Here is a 20,285-nt window from a genome sequence, read left to right on the forward strand (position 1 = left end):
CCGGCTCGCGTGCCACGGCGCCGGAGCGACGGGCCGTGGCGCCGCCTGCTGACGCTGTCGATCGCGAGCTTCGCGCTGGCCGGATGCGCGAACGCGCCCGGCATGCGTATGCAGTTGCCGTCGCCCCCCGTGAGCGCGGCCGCGCCGTCGTCGGGTGTCGCAACGGAGTCGACGCCCGACGAATCGTCCGTGCGGGTCTACGATATCGGCACGGATGCCGTGCCGATGTCGGCGCGCGGCGCGCCCGCCACGGCCGATGCATCGCGCCTGTTGACCGCCGACGGCGACGGGTATCGCGTGGGAACCGGAGACGTGCTGCAAATCATCGTCTGGGATCATCCCGAGCTCGCGCAGGCGACCGGCACCCTCGTCCCGACCGTGGCGCGCCCCGCGGATGCGCCTGCCGGGTTCGTCGTCGATTCGGACGGCATGCTGCAGTTTCCGTATGCGGGCGTGCTGCCGGTCGCGGGCCTGACGGTGGGCGAAATCCGGACGCGGCTCACGGCACGGCTCGCGCGGACGTTTCGAGACCCGCAGCTCACCGTGCGCGTTGCCTCGTTCCGCTCGCAGCGCATCTACATTGAAGGCGAGGTACGCGAACCCGGCTCGTATGCGCTGAACGACACGCTCATGACCCTTCCCGACGCGATCGGCCACGCGGGCGGGTTTTCGGCCCACGCGGACCAAAGCCGTATCGGCTTTACGCGCGGCGACCTTGAAGTCCGACTCGACTTGTCAGGCGCGTCGTCTTCCGCCCTCGATCCCGCACGCATCGTTCTGCGCAACGGCGACAGGATCCGTATCGCGTCGCGCGAGGACAGCGGCGTATTCGTCATGGGCGAAGTCAACAAGCCCATTCGCGCGATTCCGTCCCGAAACGGCCGGCTCACGTTGAGCGACGCGCTCGCGCAGGCCGGCAGCGTCAACCAGGCGACGGCGGACGCGGCGCAGTTGTACGTCATCCGGGCCTCGCGCGGCGCGACGCCGGACGTCTACAGGCTGGATGCGACTTCACCGGTCGCGATGATCCTCGCGAATCAGTTCGAGCTCGAACCGCAGGACATCGTCTATATCGACGGCAGCGGGCTCGTCCGGCTTCATCGCTTGTTGAGCTTGCTGATGCCCGCCATGAATGCCGGCCTGACAGCGGCGATCGCGGCAAAATGAGCGAACGGCTCGACTCGCGCGGCTCGCCGGCGCTGCCCATCGTGGCGCCGGCCACCCGCACTGCAAAAGCACCGCGGAGCTTGCGATGAACGCGTCATACACGCACCGGGAAGCGCGGGCGCGGCGCGACGAGGATGCCAGTTTCCTTGCGCTGGTCGGCACGCTGCGCGACGGCAAATGGTCGATTGCGACCGCCACGTGCGGCGCGTTGCTGGCGGGAGTGATCTATAGCATCGTCGCGCCGCCGGTCTATCAGGCCGAGATTCTCGTACAAGTGATCGAAAGCGGCGACACGGCAACCGCGCGGAGTCTGCTGGGCGAAATTTACACGCTGTTCGACGCCAAATCGACCGCGGGCGCGGAAACGCAGATCCTGGCGTCCCGCCTCGTCGTGTCGCGCGCGGTTGACGCATTGCACCTGTTCATCGACGCGCGCCCCGATCGTTTCCCGATCGTCGGCGACTGGATCGCTCGCCGGTCGGACGGTTTGTCCCCACCGGCGGCGACACCCAAAGGCCGCTTCGCGTGGGGACAAGAGCGCATCGACGTCCCGACGTTCGACATCCCGGACACCTACCTCGACCAGCGCTTCACGTTGGCCAACCTCGGCTCAGGCCGTTACCGACTGACGGGGCCCGCACTGCACTTGCCGGTCGACGGCACGGTCGGCCGGCTCGAACGCATCGCGGTACCCGGCGGCGTCATCGCATTGCAGGTCGATTCGATCGACGCGCAGGCCGGCGTGCACTTCACGCTCGTTCGCCATTCGCGTGCGGCCACCATCGAACGCTTGCGCAAGAACCTGCGCGTGATGGAAAAGGTCAAGCAATCCGACGTCATCGTCGCGACTTTGCGCAACCCCGATCCCGACGTCGCGAGCCGCGTACTGAACGAGATCGGTCGGCAGTACCTCGCGCAAAACGTCGAACAGCGATCGCTCGAAGCCGCCCGCTCGCTCGCCTTTCTCGAGTTGCAGGAACCGCTTCTGAAAGCGCGATTGACCGAATCCGAAGCAAGGCTGACGGCCTTGCGCAACGAACAGGGAAGCATCGATCTCGTCGAGGAGGCAAAGCTCGCGCTCGCGCACTCGGCCAATGCAAGCACACATCTCGTCGAATTGCGGCAGCGGCGCGAAGCGTTGCTGGCCCGCTACACCCCATCGCATCCCGACGTGCTCGCAACGGAGCGGCAGATCGCGTTGTTCGAGCAAGAGCGCGCGCTTGCGGACAACAAGGTACGCGGCCTGCCCGATCTTCAGCAGCAGGTGTTGCGCCGCATGCTCGACGTCAAGGTCAATACCGATCTCTACACCGCGCTGCTCAACAACATGCAGCAGTTGCAGCTCATCCGTGCGGGGAGAATCGGCAATGTGCGCGTCGTCGACAGTGCAACGCCGCCGGAAGAGCCGGTCGGGCCGAGGAACACGCTGATCGTTATCGCGTCGCTGGTGTTCGGCGTCGTATTCGGGAGCGGATATGTGATGGTCCGCTCGATGCTGTCCCGCCGCATCGTCGATCCGCGCGAGATCGAGCGCCATCTCGGCATGCGCGTGCTGATCGGCATTCCGTTCGACCCGGTCACTCGAGACCGCCCTCGCCCGCGCGCCGAAAGCGCAGCCATTGGGCCATCGCCCGAAACCGACGACACGCCCGCGATCGAACAGCTGCGCACCCTGCGCATCCTGCTCGACCATGCCAGACGTGACGCGGCGAACGACATCGTCGTGATCACCTCGGCATCGGCGTCCGCCGGTACGTCGTTCGTCGCCGGCGAGCTCGCGCGCGTCTACGGCGCGGCGGGCAGCCGGGTCCTGCTCATCGACGGCGATACGCGCGAGGGTCGCTTGAGCCGCAAGTACGGACAGGCTCACGCGCCCGGCCTGATGGAGATCCTCGCCGCCGGCCGCGCGCCCGACGAAATCGCAATACGCGACATCACGCCCGGCGTCGACTTTCTCGCGGCCGGCACGACCCAGGGCTATGCGGCCGATCGCCTGACGAGCCCACCGGTGTGGGACGGCATCGGAACGTACGCAACACGCTACGACGCGGTATTCGTCGCGACGTGCCCGGTGCTCTCCGGGCCCGACGCCGCCGCCTTCGCACGCGTCGCGGGAACGACGCTGCTCGTCGTACGGGCTGCCCGGACGACGCTCGAGCAGGCCGGCGAGGCGCTCGATCGGCTGACGGCCAGCGGCGCACGCGTCGACGGCATCGTCGTCAACGGTGTCGGCCCGCGCGCCGCATCACGACGCGCCAGGAGACAGCCTTGACGCTCCCGTTTCGGCCTCGCGCGGGCCCCGCGGCACCCATGCATACGAACCCGGCCACACCGCGGCTTCGAGATTCGGCGATGACCGTCGCCGGGATCGCCGGCGCGCAGTGCGTGCTGTTTGCCTGCATCGCCTGTCTTGCCCGCGCCGCCGGTCCGGCCATTCTCGGTGCGTTCCACTATCAGGTCGCGATCGGCACGCTGGGCGGCACCCTGCTTGCCCTTCGCTACGAACTCGCCTGCACGAGCGATAACCCCCGCGCGGCGTTTTCGGCACTGGTCAACGTACTCGCGCTTGCCACGTGCATCGCCTGCGCCGGCCTCGTCCTCGCACCGGCCGTCGGCCTTCCCTCGGTCGGCCTGTTCGCCGCGTTCGCGTTCGCGACCATTGTCCAGCAGGCGGCCAACGGCTTCCTGACCAGCATGCGCCGCTATGCGTGGATATCCGCATCGAGAATCGCGACGAATGCAGGATTTCTTGCCATGCTGCTTGCAGCGACGGATTCCGTTTCCGGCGGATCGATCGACCCGTTCATGCTCTATACCGTCTCTTCCATCCTGGTCGCACTGGTCACGCTGATGGCCATCGTGCGATATGGCGTCACGCAAGGGTATGCGATCCGGATCGCACGCACGTTCTTCATCGAGCACGTCCGCTTTCCTGTCTACATACTGCCGGCGACGCTGTGTGGCGCCGTGCTCACCCATGCACTCACGCTCGCGATTCCGAACTGGTTCGGCGATCGCGACGCCGGGCAATTCGCCGCCGCTTATCGGCTCGGCTTCTTTCCGGTTGCATTGATCGGCCTCGGCGTCGGCGCCGTCTTCCGGCGCGACGCGCTCGCCGCAATCGCGGCGCCCGACGCGAGGCGCGCCCTTTCCGGCATGTACGCGAGTTACGCCCGCATGCTGCTGGCGCTCTCATTACTGTACGCGCTCGTGTCGGCGTGGGCGTTCCGCCCGCTTGTCATGCTGTTTTTCGGCGCCGTCTGGCAGCCTTCGGCGGATCTCCATCTTCGCCTCCTTCCGCTCTTCGCACTCCAGATGAGCTATATCCCGTTATCGCAAATCTTCCTTGCGCGACGCGCGCAACGCATCGATTTTCTGTTTCAGCTCGTGTCGGGAGCAGTGCTGCTTGCAGCACTGCTGATCGCCCGCCGACTCGGACTGTCCCTTCTGTCCAGCGTCACCGCGTTCTCCCTCGCCGGCTCCGCGATGATGACGGCCGGACTGGCGCTGACGTATCGATGCGCGCAACACACTCACCCCTGCGGAGAAGGAAAATGATGCTCATGGTCGTAGACTCGATGGAGCGCTACCGCTTCCTGGTCCGGCTAGCAAACGCGGTTCGCGGCGAATATTCGTTTCTGTTCGTCACGAGCGAGCCGCTCGCCCATCGGCTGCTGAAACGCGCCGGCTTCCGGTCCGTTTATTTGCGCGTCGATCGCGATGCGCCATACGACCCGTCGCGCAGTTCGGTCTTGACATGCCAGGATGCGATCGAGGTGCTGAACGGAACGATCTCGCCTGAGCGGGCCCATCGGGAGGGCGCGTCGATCGTACGCGCGGTCTCCCGCGTGATCGCGGCCGAACGCCTGTCGCGATGCGTGATGTGGAACGGTCATCAACTTGTCTGCCGCGCCGTCGCGCATGCGTGCGCGGCGCAGGAACTGCCGACGACCTTCGTCGAAATATCGAATCTTCCGGACAAGCTGTTCGTCGATCCGCTTGGCGTCAATGCACTGTCGTCCATCGCTCGAACGCCGTCGGTCATCGACCGGTTACCGTTGCCGGATGAACGCGTGCATCGCGCGTGGCTCGAGCGATATGAAGCCTACAAGGCACGCCCGTTGCCGCAAGCAACGACATCGCTGACGCACATGCTCTCGTCCGCCGTCAATTACGCGCTGAAGGTCGCGACCAGCGGCGTGGCGCGCAATGGCGTCCGGTTCATCGCGAAGCGCCCGGTTTCGATCGACGCGACGATCGCCACGTCGCTGTCCGCCGACGAGCTTGCCCGGCGGCGCTACGTCTTTCTCCCGTTACAGGTCTCCGACGATACGCAGTTGAGGCTGCATTCCGACGTCGGCAACCTCGAGGCACTCGAGATCGCGCTTCGCTACGCGAGCCACGAACAGGCGGACCTGATCGTCAAGATTCATCCGGCCGAGCGCGACGTGTCCCTGGTCGACGCGTTGCTGCGGCTGCAACGATGGCATCGCTTCGCGATCTCGACGTCGAACACCGTCGACCTGATCCGGCACGCCTGCCTGGTCGTCACGATCAATTCGACGGTCGGGCTCGAAGCGATGCTGTACGACAAACGGGTTGCGCCGCTCGGACGATGCTTCTACCGATCGTTCGACGCGAAACGGCTGCGCAAATATATCCATTCGTTCCTCGTCGATGGCGTCGACTACTTCGGCACGGGCGCCATTCCGGCCTGTGCCGCTCACCGGATCCTCTCTGCCGATTGATGCCATGCAGACGACGCTTCACGCGACCTTCGCCGCGATCGTCGACGAGTACCGTCGCAATCGCTTCATCAAGACCCGCTGCATCGTCCTGCTGTTCCGGGTGGCGAACTATCTCGCCTGCCGCAGCATCGCGACGCGCGTCGCCGGCGCGCCGCTCATCGTCCTCTACATCGTGCTCTGCGACTGGCTGATGGGCGTCGAAATACCCGTCAAGACACGCATCGGCAAAGGACTGACGCTCTTTCACGGCACCGGCCTCGTCGTCAACGGATTCTGCACGATCGGCGAACGCTGCATCCTCAGGCAAGGCGTCACGATCGGCAACACGATGCACGCGGACGGTTCGGCAAGCGGCGTGCCGAGCGTCGGAAACGACGTCGAGTTCGGCGCCAACAGCATCGCGCTCGGCGACATTCGCATTGGCAGCGGCGCGCGCATCGGCGCGGGCGCGGTCGTCCTGCGCGACGTACCCGACGGCGGCGTCGCCGTCGGCGTTCCGGCACGAATCATTCGACATTAGGAGCACGACGGTGAAAATCTTCATCATGCATCCCGGCAAGGCCCACTATCCGGAAATCGACGCGTATACGGCCTATTTCTCGGAACGAGGCTTCGAGGTCGCGTCCGGTGGCCCCGACGATCATGCGAGGCTGGCGGCGCCGCGCGAATGGATACTCTGGTGCATCATGGGCTTTTATCCGTCGCCGCGCCCGGCCCGCCGCGTCATCCACGACTATCGATCGCTGTCGATCGGCCGGCTTGCGCGCGTGAAGGACCGCATCAAACGAATATGCCAGCCGGTGCCCGACCTGCGCATTTTCCAGAACGAACGCATGCGCACGGAACTGGCCTTCCGCGACGCCGCACCGTCTCTGCTGTTGCCGATGGGTGTGCCCGACTGGATCTTCACGCTCGCGCGCGAACCGATCGATCCCGGGCCGGCGGATCGCTTCTGCTATATCGGCGAGATGAGCATCGAGCGTGGCTTCGACAAGGTACTGCACGCCTATCGCCGCTATCGCCGTACGGCCGGCGGTACGCTCGCCCTCGTGGGCGAGCCGGATCCGTGCATTCGCTCCCGCTTTGCGGGCGAGCCGGGCATGACGTTCGTCGGCCGCCTGCCGCAACGCGACGCGCTGCGCGTCGTTGCCCGGGCCGACTATGCGATCTGCTACTTTCCGACCCATCGGCCGCATTGCTATCAGACCCCGACCAAGCTGCTCGAGTACGCCGCGCTCGGCAAGCGCATTATTTGCAACGGCGCGGCAACCAGTCTCGCGCTGTCCCGCGCACTCGGCATCCACTGCCACGTTGGCGGCCGTGCGATTTTCGACGATTTGGCCACAGTGCCGGCCGATGCGCTCCCGAACGACCCCGAGCGGCTCAGGCACGTGCGCTGGAGTCACGTGATCGATGCGTCCGGCGTGACCGCGTGGCTCCTGTCGTCGGTCGCCCGATACCCGCGCCGGTGATGCTCGCCCAACCGTGCCGCGATCGCACGAAGCCGGCCGTCGCGCTTGTCTGCGCGGCCGGCATCGGTGTCGCCGTCTTGCGCTTTCCATTTGCCGCGTTCTACTGCTATTTGCTGACGCTGACGCTCGCCGGCTGCGACCGGCGCCCCGGCCCGGTCGCACTCGGCGCGCTGTGCGTCGCCGCGCTAATCGTGCTCGGACCGCTCGTCGCGCTCAAGCTGCCCATCCAGGACGGCGGCAACGACAAACCGCAGTATCTGGCCTTCATGGCCGAGATGCGCGCGTTCGGCATCACGCACTTCGTCCGTAAGCAACCCGAACTGATCTCGTTCGCGTCGCTCTACGCCGCCGCGGCGCTGTTCGGCACGAACGACGTCGCGTTCCTCGCGCTGTTCGATACCTACTTCGCGTTGCTGCTCGTGGGCGCCTGGCGCGCGCAACCTCAGGCGATTCCGCTGTTTCTCGTGTTGTTTCTTGCGGCTTCGTCGTTCTTCGGTACCTACGGCAACCTGCTGCGGCAATCGATGGCCTTCCCGTTCCTGTTCATGATGATCAACGCCCGCAGCCGCTTCGGCGCAGCATCGCATATGGCGCTGTCGGGTCTCGCGCACCTGCCGGCGCTCGTCATCGCATTGCCGTATGTGCTGCTGCGTTGCGCCGGCCGCTGGGCGACGCCCGTCGGCATCGGCATGGCGGCGCTGTCCATCGTCGCCTCCCGAACGGATTGGATATCGCTCGCGCCTTCCGGAAATCCCGAATCCTATTTGACTGGAAAGATCGATATTTATACGTCGTGGGACAACGCCAGTACCGCCGGCGTGACGTTGTTCGCCTTCGCGCTCTACGCGCTGTGCCTGGCGCTCTGGCGATACGGCAGCGCCTGGCGCACCGCGTGCGACCCACGCTCGCTCGAGCTGATCCGCAGGTACCTATTCGCACTGACGATTGCCGCCGTCGCGCTCGTCGGCACACAGAGCATGACGAAGGTCTATGAACGGATCTACATCAATTTCTTCGTGACGGCCCTGATGACGCTGGCACTCATGATCTCGCGGCTCCAGCGGGGGCTGTTCAAAGCCGTCGTTCTGCACGCGGCGGTCGGATACGGCATCTACGGTTTCGAAAAAAACCTCGGCCGCCATCCTCTGCTGTTCAACGGGGATGGATACGCCTATCTCGTCGCGAGCCTCGTCGAGATCTATCGCGAATTCCTGATGACAATCGAATGAGAATCGTCCAGGTCGTCGAGTCGAGCGCAACCGGCACCTTGTCGATGGTCCGGATGATCGCCAACCACTTTGCCGGGCAAGGGCATGACGTGCACGTCATCTACTCGATTCGTGCCGACACGCCGGCTGCGATTCAAACGCTGTTCGATCGGCAAGTCGTGCTGCATCACGTGCAGATGACGCTCGGTCGTGCCATCGTCTCGACCGTGACGCTGCGTCGCCTGCTCACACGCCTGCGCCCCGACGTCGTCCATCTTCATTCGTCGCTCGCGGGCTTTCTCGGCCGCATCGCGGCCGTCGCGGCGTTGCCGCATGCCACGTTCGTCTACAGTCCGCACTGCATCTCGTTCATGCGGCAGGATCTGTCGTTTGCGCGGCGCAATCTGTTCATCGCGCTGGAACGTCTCGCCAGCCTCAGGCGCTGCCGTTATCTGGCATGCTCGGAAAGCGAGCGCCGCGCGATCCACACGTGCCTGGGTCAACCCGTCGATATCATCGAGAACGCCATCGGCCCGGTAGCGGCTTTCGGTCCCCGAGGCCGACGCGGCACGACGGCGCGATGCGAAATCGTCACGGTCGGCGGCATACGGCCCCAGAAGGATCCCATGCTGTTCGCGGCCATTGCCCGCCGGGCCGCCCCCGCACGCCTGCGCTTCACCTGGGTCGGTGACGGCGACGCTGCGCTACGCCAGGTGCTGATCGAGGCCGGCGTGCGCGTGACCGGATGGATTGCGCCGGCCGCCGTCGCGATGCACCTCGCCGACGCGGACATCTACCTGTCGACTTCGGCGTGGGAAGGCATGCCCGTCTCGATTCTTGAAGCCATGTCGCACGCGCTGCCGGTCGTCGCGACACGCTGCGCGGGCAACGTCGACGTCGTTGACGCTCCATGCACGGGCGTGCTGTTCGACGACGCGGATGCGGCGACCGCCGCACTCGGGCAGCTCGCGAACGATCCGGCCGCGCGCGCCCGCCTGGGCGACGCCGCTCGCGTCGCGGTAAGGACCCGCTTCAACGACACGCGCTTCTTTCGGCAACTGCAACGGTTCTACGATTGCCGCGGCTCGTCTTAGGGACTGTTCACGCTGGCCGGCGTGCAGTTCCCGCGGCGGAAATGCACGCGTGAGGTCACGCCCGCCCGCACGGTACATGCGACGTGGCGGGCGGCCTTTGCCGGCGCTTACGATCCCCACACCTGCATTTCGTCGAGCGAATACCCCCACGGCGTCGCGCGCTTCGTGCCATACATCCGCACGTAGCGGCCATGCCCGTTCAGGTTCGGCAGCGTCACATGGCCATACGACACGCCGTTGTTCGTCGAGTAGATCGTCGTCCAGTTCGCATTGTCGTTCGACGTCTGGATCTGGTAGACGAGCGCGCCCGCATCCCAGTAGAGATCGATGCTGCTGATCGTCTTCGTCGCGCCGAGATCGACGGAGATCCATTGCGGATCGACGCCCGCGCCTTCCGGCGAATCCCAGCGCGTGCTCGTGGTGTTGCCGTCGAACGCCTTGTCGGGCGTGAGCGATGCGTTGTAGCTCGCCGAGGCGGCAGCCGGACGCCCCTGCGACAGCAGCGTCGGCTGCGCGGCGGCCGGGCCGCCGTAGTAGCTCGACCCGAGCTTGGCCTTCGTCGTGTCGGCGTTCACGCCGAACGGCGACAGGCTCCAGCGCTGGCCGGTCGTCACGTCACCGACGTAGAGCTGGTAGCCGCCCGCCGTCGTCGACGAGAAGAACACGTAGTTGGTGCCGCTCACCGGCGCCGGATCCGAGTTGTTGCTCACGCAGTCGTTGATCGGCAACGCGTTCGGCGTCGATGCCGGGTCCGCCGTCTTCGTATAGATCTGGTCGGCCTGGCCGCTGTCTTTCCAGCGCGCGTAGAACACCATGCCGTCCCCACGCACGATCGGGTAGTACGTCTGCAGTCCGGCCGGGGCGTCGAACACCGCAGTCGCGCCGGTCGCGAGCGTGCGCTTCATCAGCCCCATGTTCGCGCCCGTGCCGGTCGCGTAGTACACGGCGCTCGCGTCGGGCGCGAGGAACGGCATCGAGTATTCGGCGCCGGAGGGGGCGTTCGTCAGGCTCACCACCGACGTGAACACCGGGCCCGCGCTCGTGTACGACAGCGTCGCCTGCTTGACGTCGCCGTTCTGCTTGAACACGAGCGTCTTGCCGTCCGTGCTGAATTTCGGATCCTCGTTGCGCGTGGCGCCCGTGCTGTTGGTGAGGTTGACGGGCGGCGTGCCGGCGCCGAGCTGCAGCATGAACACGTTCCATGCGCCGTTGCTGATGCCCATGAACGCGAGCCACTTGCCGTCGGGGCTGAACACGCCGTTCATCGGATCGGTGATGCCCCATGCGCTCTTGCTCAGTTGCGTCAGCGTATGGGCCGAGAAGTCGTACAGGAACAGCTGGCTCGTGCCGTCGCCGTACTTGACGTAGCTGTGATAGACGAGCTTGCCGGTCAGAGCGGCGGGGAACGTCGCGTTGGATTGCGTCGGGGGATTGCTGATGCAGGCGGCCTGCGCGGCGCCGCCGAGGAGGTTGAGGGCAACGCCGGCCACGAGGCCCGCGACGAGAGTGTTCAATTTCACGCTGTAGGTTTCCGGTTAGGGTCATGACACCGCTGACTAGACCTCGCACGCACAGGCGCACGGGGCACGGATCAGCCGGCGGACAGCGTGAACTCCGTATCGGTCAATGTCGGGAACAAGGATTGCTCGAGGGGCGAAAGCATGCCAGCGCATCGCGCCGAAAAACAGGATCAGTGCGCGTGAAAAACGAGCGGATCACGGATAACGACCTGTGGCGCAGCGCGCGCCGTGCTACTCTTTTTCGGCACAAAGTTGCTCGACTTGAGGCAGGCATGAAGCGTTATGCGATGCTCGCCCGGACGATTTCCGAGTCGATCCGGCGGGGAGATCTGGCCCCCGGTACGCGCATCCCCACCGTGCGCGCCGCGTGCCGCGCATATGGCGTGAGTCCTTCCACCGTGTTTCGCGCGTACTACGCGCTCGAAAGCGAGGGCCTGATCGTCGCGCGTGCACGATCCGGCTATTTCGTTGCGAACCTCGAAGACAAGCACGTGCGGTTCGGCCACGAACCGCCGCGCAAGCCGGCCGCCCCGCCCGCGGGCAACGGCGATACGTTGTTCCGGCTGCTCGACTCGCTCAGATGCGAGGACATCGTCCCGCTCGGCTCGGCCTTCGCCAGCTATTCGCTGTTCCCGATGAGCAGCCTGTGGCGCGCGATGGCGTCGGCGGCCCGCAACATGGATCGCACGGCCCTGCTGTCCGGCGCGCCGCCCGGCCACGACGGGCTGCGCCGCCAGATCGCGCTGCGCTACCTGATTGCGGGCGCGGCGTTGCCGATGGACGAGATCGTCATCACGACCGGCGCGCTCGAAGCGCTGACGCTCAGCCTGCAGGCGCTGACACGCCCCGGCGATATCGTCGCGATCGAGCGACCGGCATTTCATGCGGTCCTGGAGGCCGTGCAGCGCCTGCACCTGAAGGCCGTCGAGATTCCGGTCGACCCGCGCACCGGCCTCGATCTCGACGCGCTCGCGAAAGCGCTCGACACGCATCCGGTGCGCGCGTGCTGGTTCATGACGTCGTTCCACAACCCGACCGGCGCGACGCTGACCGACGAGCGCAAGCGCGCACTGATCGACTTGCTCGCGGCACGCAACGTGCCGCTGATCGAGGACGACGTCTACGGCGAGCTGCATTTCGGCACCGCGCCCACGCGCCCCGCCAAGCTGTACGACGACAGCGGTCTCGTCCTGCATTGCGGCTCGTTCTCGAAATGCCTCGCGCCCGGGTTTCGGATCGGCTGGGTCGCGGCCGGGCGCTACGTGCGGCAAATTCGTCAGGCCAAGGGCGCCAGCGCGCCAGCAGCTGACGTGCCTGCGCAGATGGCGATTTCGAGCTACCTGCGCGACGGCGCGTACGACCGCTTCCTGCGCAAGCTGCGCCGCAATCTTGCCGCGCACCAGGCACAGATGCTGGCGGCCGTGCGCGCGTATTTTCCGGCCGGCACCGAAGTGTTCGCGCCGCGCGGCGGGTATTTCCTGTGGATCGAACTGCCGCCGCGCGTGGATGCGATGCACCTGTTCGGCGATGCGATGGAAAGCGGCGTCAGCATCGCGCCGGGGCCGATCTTTTCCGCGACCGGCGGATTTCGCCGCTTTCTTCGGCTCAACTACGGCCGGCCGTGGACGCCGGCCGTCGAACACGCGATGGAGACCATCGGGACGCTCGCGACCCGGCAGCGGCGGGACGGTTAGCGCGGAACCGACGCCTCACGACAGCCTGTTTGTGCCTTGCGTTTCACGCGCCAGCGACCAAAAATGAATCGGTAGGCCATCACGGACGAACGTGTTCCGCGCACCCGATGTCACGGAGAATCCATGAACACCGCATGCGAACGACAGTCGACGAGGTACGCTCCACTGCATTCCGGCACGGGCCGATCGGCCGCCGTGCCGGAACGGATCATGACGCCCGGCGCACGTTCGCGTCGTTGACGGCGCCCACCCGCTTCCCGCGATGCGAGTCCTGCTCAACCGTACAATTCGCTCACGCGACGACTGGCGCGCGATCCTGAACGCGCGAGCGCACGCGCGGCGCACCGCCAGCTTCCGCTGCAGGGCATGCGGCTTCATGGCCTTCCGTGCGCTCGAGCACTGCCCCGACTGCGGACGGCGGAACTGGCCGTTCGATTCGATCCCCCGCGCCCCGGACGCCACGCCTGCCCCGCACGCCGCTCACACGTGGTCGTCGCGCATCACGCGCGCGCTTCGCAACGCGGCGCTCCAGCAACCTCGCGCATCGACCGCGCCGATCCTGAGCATCCTGACACTCGTGCTGCTGGTCGGCGGCTATGTGGTGGTCGACCGGACCTGCAAGGCCGATCCGGCCTGTCGCGGTTCGAATGATTCGCGCGCGATGGCGAGCGATGCCGCCCCGTACGCATCGAACGACCCCGTGCTGCCGGTCTTGCCCGCCCCCGTCTATCCGTTTCATTCGACTGACGGAACACAGGCGGCGGTCGCCCGACCGGGCAGCCCGGGCCCGGAAGCCGCCCGTGCACCGGCGGGACGGACGGCAGTCGCGCGAGCGGCGCCGGCCATGCGCGCACCCGACCGGTCGCACTCCGCCGCCACGGTTCGCCTCGCGGGCTGGAACGGCAATCACGGTGCCGCGCATCGTCCACACACCATCCACCGCGTGAGCACGCACACCGCGCGCACGCGACGCGCCGCCAGCAATACGCAGCAAATCGCGCAGCTCTATCGCGGCCACTGAGCGCGCAAGCGTAGTGCACGCAGGCGCGTTCGTCGATTCATTTTTCTAAACCGCCCCTCACAAAACCTCGTTTGCGTCGCGACTCACGCGTGACGTTCAATGGGTCATTCGCCCGCGCCGGCGCATCTCGCATCTCGTGTATTGCGTTCCGGCCGGCCGCCTGATCCACCGAACGGAGTCGTCGATGAATGCACTACAGCTCGTGACCCTTGCCGCCATCTGGGGCGCGTCCTTCCTGTTCATGCGCATGGGCGCGCCGGAATTCGGCGTCGTCCCGCTGATCGCGCTGCGCGTCACACGTGTCGAACGCCGGCCCATCACGCACCAGCCCCCGGGCACGAACGATGCGCCCGAGCACGCGCCTTGCGTTCCGGCCGATGCGCGACAAAGAATGAAGTCGGAAGACGGCGTGACGACCGCGACGAAATGAACAGAGGGCGGTCGCCCCGGCCGCGTGGCGGTTTCAGCGGAGGAATTCCATGAGCACCGAGAGCACACTCCAGGCGACGATCCAGGCACTCGTTCAGGATGGCAAAGGCTTGCTGGCGGCCGACGAAAGCGGGCCGACCATCGCGAAGCGCTTCAAGACGATCGCGGTCGAATCGACCGAAGCGAACCGCCGCGCATGGCGCACCCTGTTGCTGTCGACGCCGGGCCTCGGTGAATTCATCAGTGGCGTGATCCTGTATGAAGAGACACTCGGGCAGTGTGCGGACGATGGCACGCCGTTGCCCGAACTCGCCGCTCGCCAGCAGATCGTGCCGGGCATCAAGGTCGACGCGGGCAAGATTCCGCTCGCGCTCGCGCCCGGCGACGAAATCACGCAAGGGCTCGACGGGCTTGCCGCGCGCCTCGACGGCTACCAGCGGCAAGGCGCGCGGTTCGCGAAATGGCGCGCGGTGTACAACGTGTCCGCCACGCTGCCGGGCCATGCGGCGATCGAAGCCAACGCCGAAGCGCTGGCGCGCTATGCGGCGATCTGCCAGGAGGCCGGCGTCGTGCCGATCGTCGAGCCGGAAGTGCTGATGGACGGCGATCATTCGATCGGCCGCTGCGCGCAAGTGACCGACGCCGTGCTGCACGCCGTGTTCAACGCGCTGCACCGGCACCGGGTCGCGCTGGCGTACATGTTGCTCAAACCGAGCATGGTCGTCGCGGGCAGCACGCACGCCGAACAGCCGGCCCCCGCCGAAGTCGCCGAAGCCACGGTGCGCCTGTTGCGCAGCATCGTGCCGGCCGAAGTGCCCGGCATCTTCTTCCTGTCCGGCGGACAGACGCCCGAGGAAGCGACCGCGCATCTCGACGCGATGAATCGCGTTGACGGGCGGCCGTGGGTGCTGAGCTTTTCCTATGGACGCGCGCTGCAGGAGCCGCCGCTGGCCGCTTGGAAGGGACAGGCGGCCAACGTACGCGCCGCGCAGGAGGCGCTGCTGCTGCGTGCACGCCTGAACAGTGCGGCCTGTTGCGGTCAGTACGATGCCGCGATGGAGCGCACCGCGTGAACGGCACCCGATCGATCGTTCACGCGTGAGCATCTCGCCCGGCGCCATCGCGGGCACTGAGCGGGCACTGAGCGCGCGAGGCCCGAACGGACAAAGGGCCGGGGCGCTTGCACGCCCCGGCCCCTTCTACTGCCGCGCGGTGTTCGGTCGCGTTACGCCGCCAGCAACCCGTGCGGGTCGATGACGAATTTACGCGGCGCGCCGCCGTCGAACTTCTTGTAGCCTTCCGGCGCCTGGTCGAGCGAAATCACTTCGACGTTGACGATCTTCGCGATCGGCAGCCGGTCGAACAGGATCGCCTGCATCAGGTTGCGGTTGTACTTCAGCACCGGCGTCTGACCCGTGAAGAACGAGTGCGACTTCGCCCAGCCGAGGCCGAAGCGGATGCTCAGGCTGCCGTGCTGCGCGGCCTTGTCCTTCGCGCCCGGATCGTCCGTCACGTACAGGCCCGGGATGCCGATCGCGCCGGCCGGGCGCGTGATTTCCATCAGCGAGTTCAGCACCGTCGCGGGCGCTTCCTCCGCATGGCCCGACGAACCGTGGCCGTGCGCCTCGAAGCCGACGCAGTCCACCGCACAGTCGATCTCGGGCACGCCGAGGATCTGCTCGATCTGCTCGCCGAGCGAGGCGTCCTTCGACAGGTCGACCGTCTCGAAGCCCATCGCCTTCGCGTGCGCGAGACGTTCCGCGTTCATGTCGCCGACGATCGTCACGGCCGCGCCGAGCAGGCGCGCCGAGGCGGCCGCCGCCATCCCGACCGGGCCCGCGCCCGCGATGTAGACCGTCGAACCCGGCTTCACGCCCGCGCTCACCGCACCGTGATAACCGGTGGGCAGAATGTCGGACAGGCAGGTCAGATCGCGGATCTTCGCCATCGCCTGATCGCGATCGGGGAATTTCAGCAGGTTGAAATCGGCATACGGCACGAGCACGTACTCGGCCTGGCCGCCGATCCAGCCGCCCATGTCGACGTAGCCGTAGGCGCCGCCGGCACGCGACGGGTTCACGTTCAGGCACACGCCCGTATGCGTGTCCTTGCACATCGCACAGCGGCCGCAAGCCACGTTGAACGGCACCGACACGAGATCGCCCAGTTTCAGCGTCTCGACGTCGCGGCCGATCTCGACCACCTCGCCCGTGATCTCGTGACCGAGCACGAGGCCTACCGGCGCGGTCGTGCGGCCGCGCACCATGTGCTGGTCGGAACCGCAGATGTTCGTGCTCACCACTTTCAGGATCACGCCGTGGCCGATCGCGCGGCCGCTCGGGTCGACCATCTTCGGATAATCGATTTTCTGGACTTCGACCTGGCCCGGTCCAAGATAGACGACACCTCGATTGCTGCTCATCGTATTGTCTCCATGTCTCGTTGGATGGCGCCGCGGCGCGCCGGCTCATGCGGCGCACGCGCAACGTGCTGTTCGAGAGTAGTCCCGGAGGCAGGGGCGCCGATGTCTCAAACGCGACACGCGTTTGAACGGCGCCGACATCGATGGCGGAAATGCGAAAGTCGGGTGGAAACGACGGGAAGGTTTGGCGCGCGGGGTGACGTGCTGGATGGTGATGGTGCTGGAGGTGCTGGAGGTGCTGGAGGTGCTGGAGGTGCTGGAGGTGCTGGAGGTGCTGGAGGTGCTGGAGGTCCTTGAGGTGCTGGAGGTCCTTGAGGTGCTGGACGCGCCGGCGAGCGCCGCAACGCGCCGGGCGGCGGGCCGTTCGCAGCGACCGGCCGCCCCACTGTCGAACTGGCGTTACCCGCCCTGATTTTCGCGGATGATCGCGGCGGCGGCGCTTTCCGCGTCGCTCGCGACGCCGTCATGCACGCGCGTGCTGACGGCCGGCGTCGGCGGCTCGCTGTCGAGCGCGTGGCCGTTGCGATCGTGCGTGTCGACCGTCGCGCGCATCGACAGCCCGACACGCAGCGGATGCGCGGCCAGATCGCGCGCATCGAGCGCGATCACGACCGGCACGCGCTGCACGACCTTGATCCAGTTGCCGGCCGCATTCTGCGACGGCAGCATCGAGAACGCGCTGCCCGTGCCCGCCGAGAAGCCCTGCACGCGGCCACGATAGGTCACGCGCGAGCCGTACAGGTCCGACACGACCTCGACCGGCTGCCCGATGCGCATGTGGCGAATCTGCCCTTCCTTGAAATTCGCCTCGATCCACAGCTGGTTGAGCTGCACGATCGACATCAGCGGCACGCCGGGCCCGACCTGCTGGCCGACCTGCACCGAACGCTGCCCGATCGTGCCGTCGACCGGTGCGACGATCGTCGCGCGCTTCAGGTTCCGGTACGCGAGCTTGAACTGCGCGGCCGCCTGCACGACCGCCGGGTTTTCTTCGACCGGCAACTTGGTGCCGAGCGCACGTGCCGCATCGAGCTGCGCCTGCGCGGCCGCGAGATTCGCCTGCGCACCGGCAACCGCCGCGCGCGCACGCGCGAGTTCCTCGGGCGCGACGATCTCGACCGACGCGCCCGAGCGTGCGGCGAACGCGCGCTGCGCGAGCGCCAGGTCGGCGCGCCGCGCATTCACGGCCTCGACGTACATCGTGTTCGAGATCTTCGCGTTCGCGACCTGCCGCACCGCCTGTGCAAGCTGCGCCTTCGCCTGCGCGAACGCGACGGACGCCTCGGTGTCGTCGAGCTTCACGAGGGTCTGGCCGGCGCGCACGGCCTGCGTATCGGCCACCACGACGTCGGTCACCGATCCGGGGATCTGCGCGGCGACCTGGACGATGCTGCCCGCGACGTACGCGTCGTCGGTGTCTTCGTAATAGCGATCGCTCAGCAGCCAGTACGCGATCCATGCGAGCGCGGCCACCAGCACGACCGCGAAGAACGCGATGAAGCGCTTGCGGCGCGTCGCGCGGCGCGCGTCGAGTGCCGGGTCGTTCAGTGCGGCCGGCGGCGCGGCGGTATGGAGGTTGTCGTGGTGCATCAGTCGCTTTGCGTAACGATCAGACGATCGTGCTGGAACAAGGGGATCGGCGGCATGACCGACGGGCTCGGCGCCGGATTCGCCGCGGCCGTGTGCGCGAGAACGGCGGTGCTGCGCGGTGTTGCGGCGTCGGCCGGCGTGCGTGCCGCGTCGTCGCGTCGTGTGGAACCCGCATTCGATGCAGCGACGATCGGCGGTACGGCCACGCTCGCCGCACGCACATCGGCGGACGGTGCCGCCGCCGGTCGGCTTGGGGTCGGTGTGGTCGACGCGGTCGATGACGTCGATGCGGTCGATGCAGTCGATGCGGTCGGTGACGTCGGTGACGTCGGTCCGGTCACGGCGGTCGCCGCGGGCGCAGCAGTCGAAGCGCCCCGCTTCGCCGCCCCGCCACGCGCCCGATGCGCGGCCGGCGCCTGCGCAACCGTCGCCCCCGCATCGAACCCGCCGCCCAGCGCGCCGATGAGCCCGATGCGCAGCGCCCGTTGCCGGCCGAGCAACGCGATCATCTGCGCGCGCTCGTCGATCAGCGTGAGATCCGCGACGTCCACGTCCTTCTGCATCAGCACGCCGCGCCGGTGCCGGTCGGTTGCGATCTCAACGATCTTCTGCGCGGCCGCGACCGCGTCCTGCTGCTGCGCGACGAGCGTCTGCGACGTCTGCAGCGACGTGACGAACTGCGCGACCTGCCCGAGCGCGTCGTCGACGGTCTTGTTGTACAGCCCGATCGCGACGTCGGCCTGCGCGACATCCGCACCGAGCTTCGCCTTCAGCCGGCCGCGATCGAAGATGGGCAGCGAGATCGCCGGGCCGACGGACCCGGCGAGCGCATCGCGCGAGAACAGCGACGCGGGCGTGAGCGCAAACACGCCGCCGAGCGCGACGAGGTTCACGTCCGGATAGAACTGGGCGCGCGTCGAATCGGCGTTCGCGAACGCGGCTTCGACACGCAAGCGCGCGGCGACGATGTCGGGCCGGCGCCCCAGCAGATCGGCCGGCAGCCGCGCGGGCAGCGCGCCGCCCGCCAATGCGCCGACCCGCGGCCGCTGCAGCGCGAGCCCGCGTTCCGGGCCACGGCCCGACAGCACGCCGAGCTGCAGCTGCGCGAGCTTGATCTGCTCGTCGTTCATCGCGATCTGCGCGAGCAGCTTGCTGCGCTTGATCGATGCGTCGCTCGCGTCGTACGCATTGTCGAGCCCGCGCGCGGTGCGCTCGCGCAGCACCGTCGTCACGCGCTGGCTGACCTTCAGTTTCTGCTGCAGCAGGTCCTGCGTCGCATACGCCTGGTCGAGCTGGCAGTAGACGGTGACGATCGCGACCGCCAGCGTGAGCCGCACCTGCTCGGCCTCGACCCGCGCCGCTTCGCGCAGCGACATCAGGCTCTTCGTCGCGGCGCGGTTCTTGCCCCACAGGTCGAGCTGGTAGGTCAGCCCGACGAACACCGACGACGGCGACGTGTTCGGATCGCCGAAGATCTCCACCGGCACGCGATAGCCGCTGACCGACACGTTGGCGACATCGTCGCCCGGCTTCGGCATCCGCGCGCGGCTGACCGTCGCGCCGGCCGTGCCCGTCAGCCCCGTCAACGCATCGAACTGCTGAAGCTGCGCCTGCGCGATCCGCAGCCGCGCCTGCGCGACCTGCAGGTCGGGGTTGTTTTGCGCAGCCTCGGCCACCAGCGCGTCGAGCTGCGGATCATTCAACTGCTTCACCCAGTCGGGCGCGGGCCATGCACCGTTCACGCCGGGGCCGGCCGTGTGCACGAGCGCATCGTCGGCCGGCGCGCGCAACGACAGCGACGGCAGGAAGCCTGACGGCACGCATCCGCTCAACGCCAGCGACGCGGCCGCGGCGACGATCATCATCGAGCCGCCCTTCACGCCACGCGCCACATTCGCCGCTTGATTCACACGCCGCATC

16 protein-coding genes and 2 pseudogenes are annotated in these 20,285 nt (G+C 67.2%); 14 read left to right on the forward strand and 4 right to left on the reverse strand.

Annotated features, from left to right (window positions below):
- The first annotated feature begins 9 nt into the window (after positions 1–9).
- From CFB41_RS28450 to CFB41_RS28485, 9 genes and pseudogenes are all read left to right on the forward strand, one after another.
- On the forward strand, positions 10–1,167 hold the full coding sequence (locus CFB41_RS28450) for a polysaccharide biosynthesis/export family protein (RefSeq protein WP_256941237.1): 1,158 nt from the start codon (positions 10–12) through the stop codon (positions 1,165–1,167).
- Between the two features lie 85 nt (positions 1,168–1,252).
- Positions 1,253–1,519, forward strand: a pseudogene (locus CFB41_RS39000) (Wzz/FepE/Etk N-terminal domain-containing protein); the annotation flags it as partial.
- Between the two features lie 390 nt (positions 1,520–1,909).
- The gene (locus CFB41_RS28455; protein WP_256941239.1) at positions 1,910–3,439 is read left to right on the forward strand and encodes a GNVR domain-containing protein; all 1,530 of its coding nucleotides are present in this window, start codon (positions 1,910–1,912) and stop codon (positions 3,437–3,439) included.
- A gap of 80 nt (positions 3,440–3,519) precedes the next feature.
- Positions 3,520–4,725 (forward strand): translocase, encoded by a 1,206-nt coding sequence (locus tag CFB41_RS28460; protein WP_256941240.1) that lies wholly within the window; start codon positions 3,520–3,522, stop codon positions 4,723–4,725.
- On the forward strand, positions 4,722–5,915 hold the full coding sequence (locus CFB41_RS28465; protein ID WP_089458757.1) for a capsular biosynthesis protein: 1,194 nt from the start codon (positions 4,722–4,724) through the stop codon (positions 5,913–5,915). Before CFB41_RS28460 ends, CFB41_RS28465 begins: the two co-directional genes overlap by 4 nt.
- A 4-nt stretch (positions 5,916–5,919) precedes the next feature.
- The gene (locus CFB41_RS28470) at positions 5,920–6,435 is read left to right on the forward strand and encodes a serine O-acetyltransferase (RefSeq protein ID WP_089458758.1); all 516 of its coding nucleotides are present in this window, start codon (positions 5,920–5,922) and stop codon (positions 6,433–6,435) included.
- 10 nt (positions 6,436–6,445) lie between these two features.
- Positions 6,446–7,387 carry a glycosyltransferase gene (locus CFB41_RS28475; RefSeq protein ID WP_089458759.1) on the forward strand — a complete coding sequence of 314 codons (942 nt, stop codon included), beginning with the start codon at positions 6,446–6,448 and terminating at the stop codon, positions 7,385–7,387.
- A gap of 110 nt (positions 7,388–7,497) precedes the next feature.
- A complete protein-coding gene (locus CFB41_RS28480) occupies positions 7,498–8,616 on the forward strand; it encodes a hypothetical protein (protein ID WP_144029969.1) in 1,119 nt (372 codons plus the stop codon).
- A 44-nt stretch (positions 8,617–8,660) separates the two neighbouring features.
- Positions 8,661–9,689: a glycosyltransferase family 4 protein gene (locus CFB41_RS28485; RefSeq protein WP_373558632.1), complete on the forward strand. Its 1,029-nt coding sequence runs from the start codon at positions 8,661–8,663 to the stop codon at positions 9,687–9,689.
- A gap of 107 nt (positions 9,690–9,796) precedes the next feature.
- On the opposite strand, the gene CFB41_RS28490 is transcribed toward CFB41_RS28485, so the two are convergent.
- Positions 9,797–11,209: a discoidin domain-containing protein gene (locus CFB41_RS28490; protein WP_089441766.1), complete on the reverse strand. Its 1,413-nt coding sequence runs from the start codon at positions 11,207–11,209 to the stop codon at positions 9,797–9,799.
- Positions 11,210–11,481: 272 nt separating this feature from the next.
- Here CFB41_RS28490 and CFB41_RS28495 point away from each other — a divergent pair, with 272 nt between their 5' ends.
- The 4 genes and pseudogenes from CFB41_RS28495 to CFB41_RS28510 all read left to right on the forward strand — a co-directional run bounded on the left by CFB41_RS28495 (position 11,482) and on the right by CFB41_RS28510 (position 15,426).
- Entirely contained in the window at positions 11,482–12,903 is a 1,422-nt protein-coding gene (locus CFB41_RS28495; protein ID WP_089441765.1) for a PLP-dependent aminotransferase family protein, read from the forward strand.
- A 262-nt stretch (positions 12,904–13,165) separates the two neighbouring features.
- Positions 13,166–13,924: a hypothetical protein gene (locus tag CFB41_RS28500; protein ID WP_089458762.1), complete on the forward strand. Its 759-nt coding sequence runs from the start codon at positions 13,166–13,168 to the stop codon at positions 13,922–13,924.
- A 184-nt stretch (positions 13,925–14,108) separates the two neighbouring features.
- Positions 14,109–14,219: pseudogene (locus CFB41_RS37790) on the forward strand (EamA/RhaT family transporter); the annotation flags it as partial.
- Between the two features lie 184 nt (positions 14,220–14,403).
- On the forward strand, positions 14,404–15,426 hold the full coding sequence (locus CFB41_RS28510) for a class I fructose-bisphosphate aldolase (protein ID WP_089458764.1): 1,023 nt from the start codon (positions 14,404–14,406) through the stop codon (positions 15,424–15,426).
- 152 nt (positions 15,427–15,578) lie between these two features.
- On the opposite strand, the gene fdhA is transcribed toward CFB41_RS28510, so the two are convergent.
- Positions 15,579–16,775, reverse strand: a complete 1,197-nt coding sequence (fdhA, locus tag CFB41_RS28515; protein ID WP_027789739.1) for a formaldehyde dehydrogenase, glutathione-independent — start codon at positions 16,773–16,775, stop codon at positions 15,579–15,581.
- 124 nt (positions 16,776–16,899) lie between these two features.
- Here fdhA and CFB41_RS38350 point away from each other — a divergent pair, with 124 nt between their 5' ends.
- On the forward strand, positions 16,900–17,187 hold the full coding sequence (locus CFB41_RS38350) for a hypothetical protein (protein ID WP_179250188.1): 288 nt from the start codon (positions 16,900–16,902) through the stop codon (positions 17,185–17,187).
- On the opposite strand, the gene CFB41_RS28525 is transcribed toward CFB41_RS38350, so the two are convergent.
- Complete coding sequence (locus tag CFB41_RS28525; RefSeq protein WP_089458766.1) at positions 17,175–18,365, reverse strand: efflux RND transporter periplasmic adaptor subunit; 1,191 nt, start codon at positions 18,363–18,365, stop codon at positions 17,175–17,177. The genes CFB41_RS38350 and CFB41_RS28525 overlap by 13 nt on opposite strands.
- The gene (locus CFB41_RS28530; RefSeq protein WP_089458767.1) at positions 18,365–20,284 is read right to left on the reverse strand and encodes an efflux transporter outer membrane subunit; all 1,920 of its coding nucleotides are present in this window, start codon (positions 20,282–20,284) and stop codon (positions 18,365–18,367) included. The genes CFB41_RS28525 and CFB41_RS28530 overlap by 1 nt, the downstream gene beginning before the upstream one ends.
- Between the last annotated feature and the right edge of the window lies 1 nt (position 20,285).

It is taken from the genome of Burkholderia sp. AU33803 (genome assembly GCF_002223095.1).
Classification (GTDB): Bacteria; Pseudomonadota; Gammaproteobacteria; order Burkholderiales; family Burkholderiaceae; genus Burkholderia.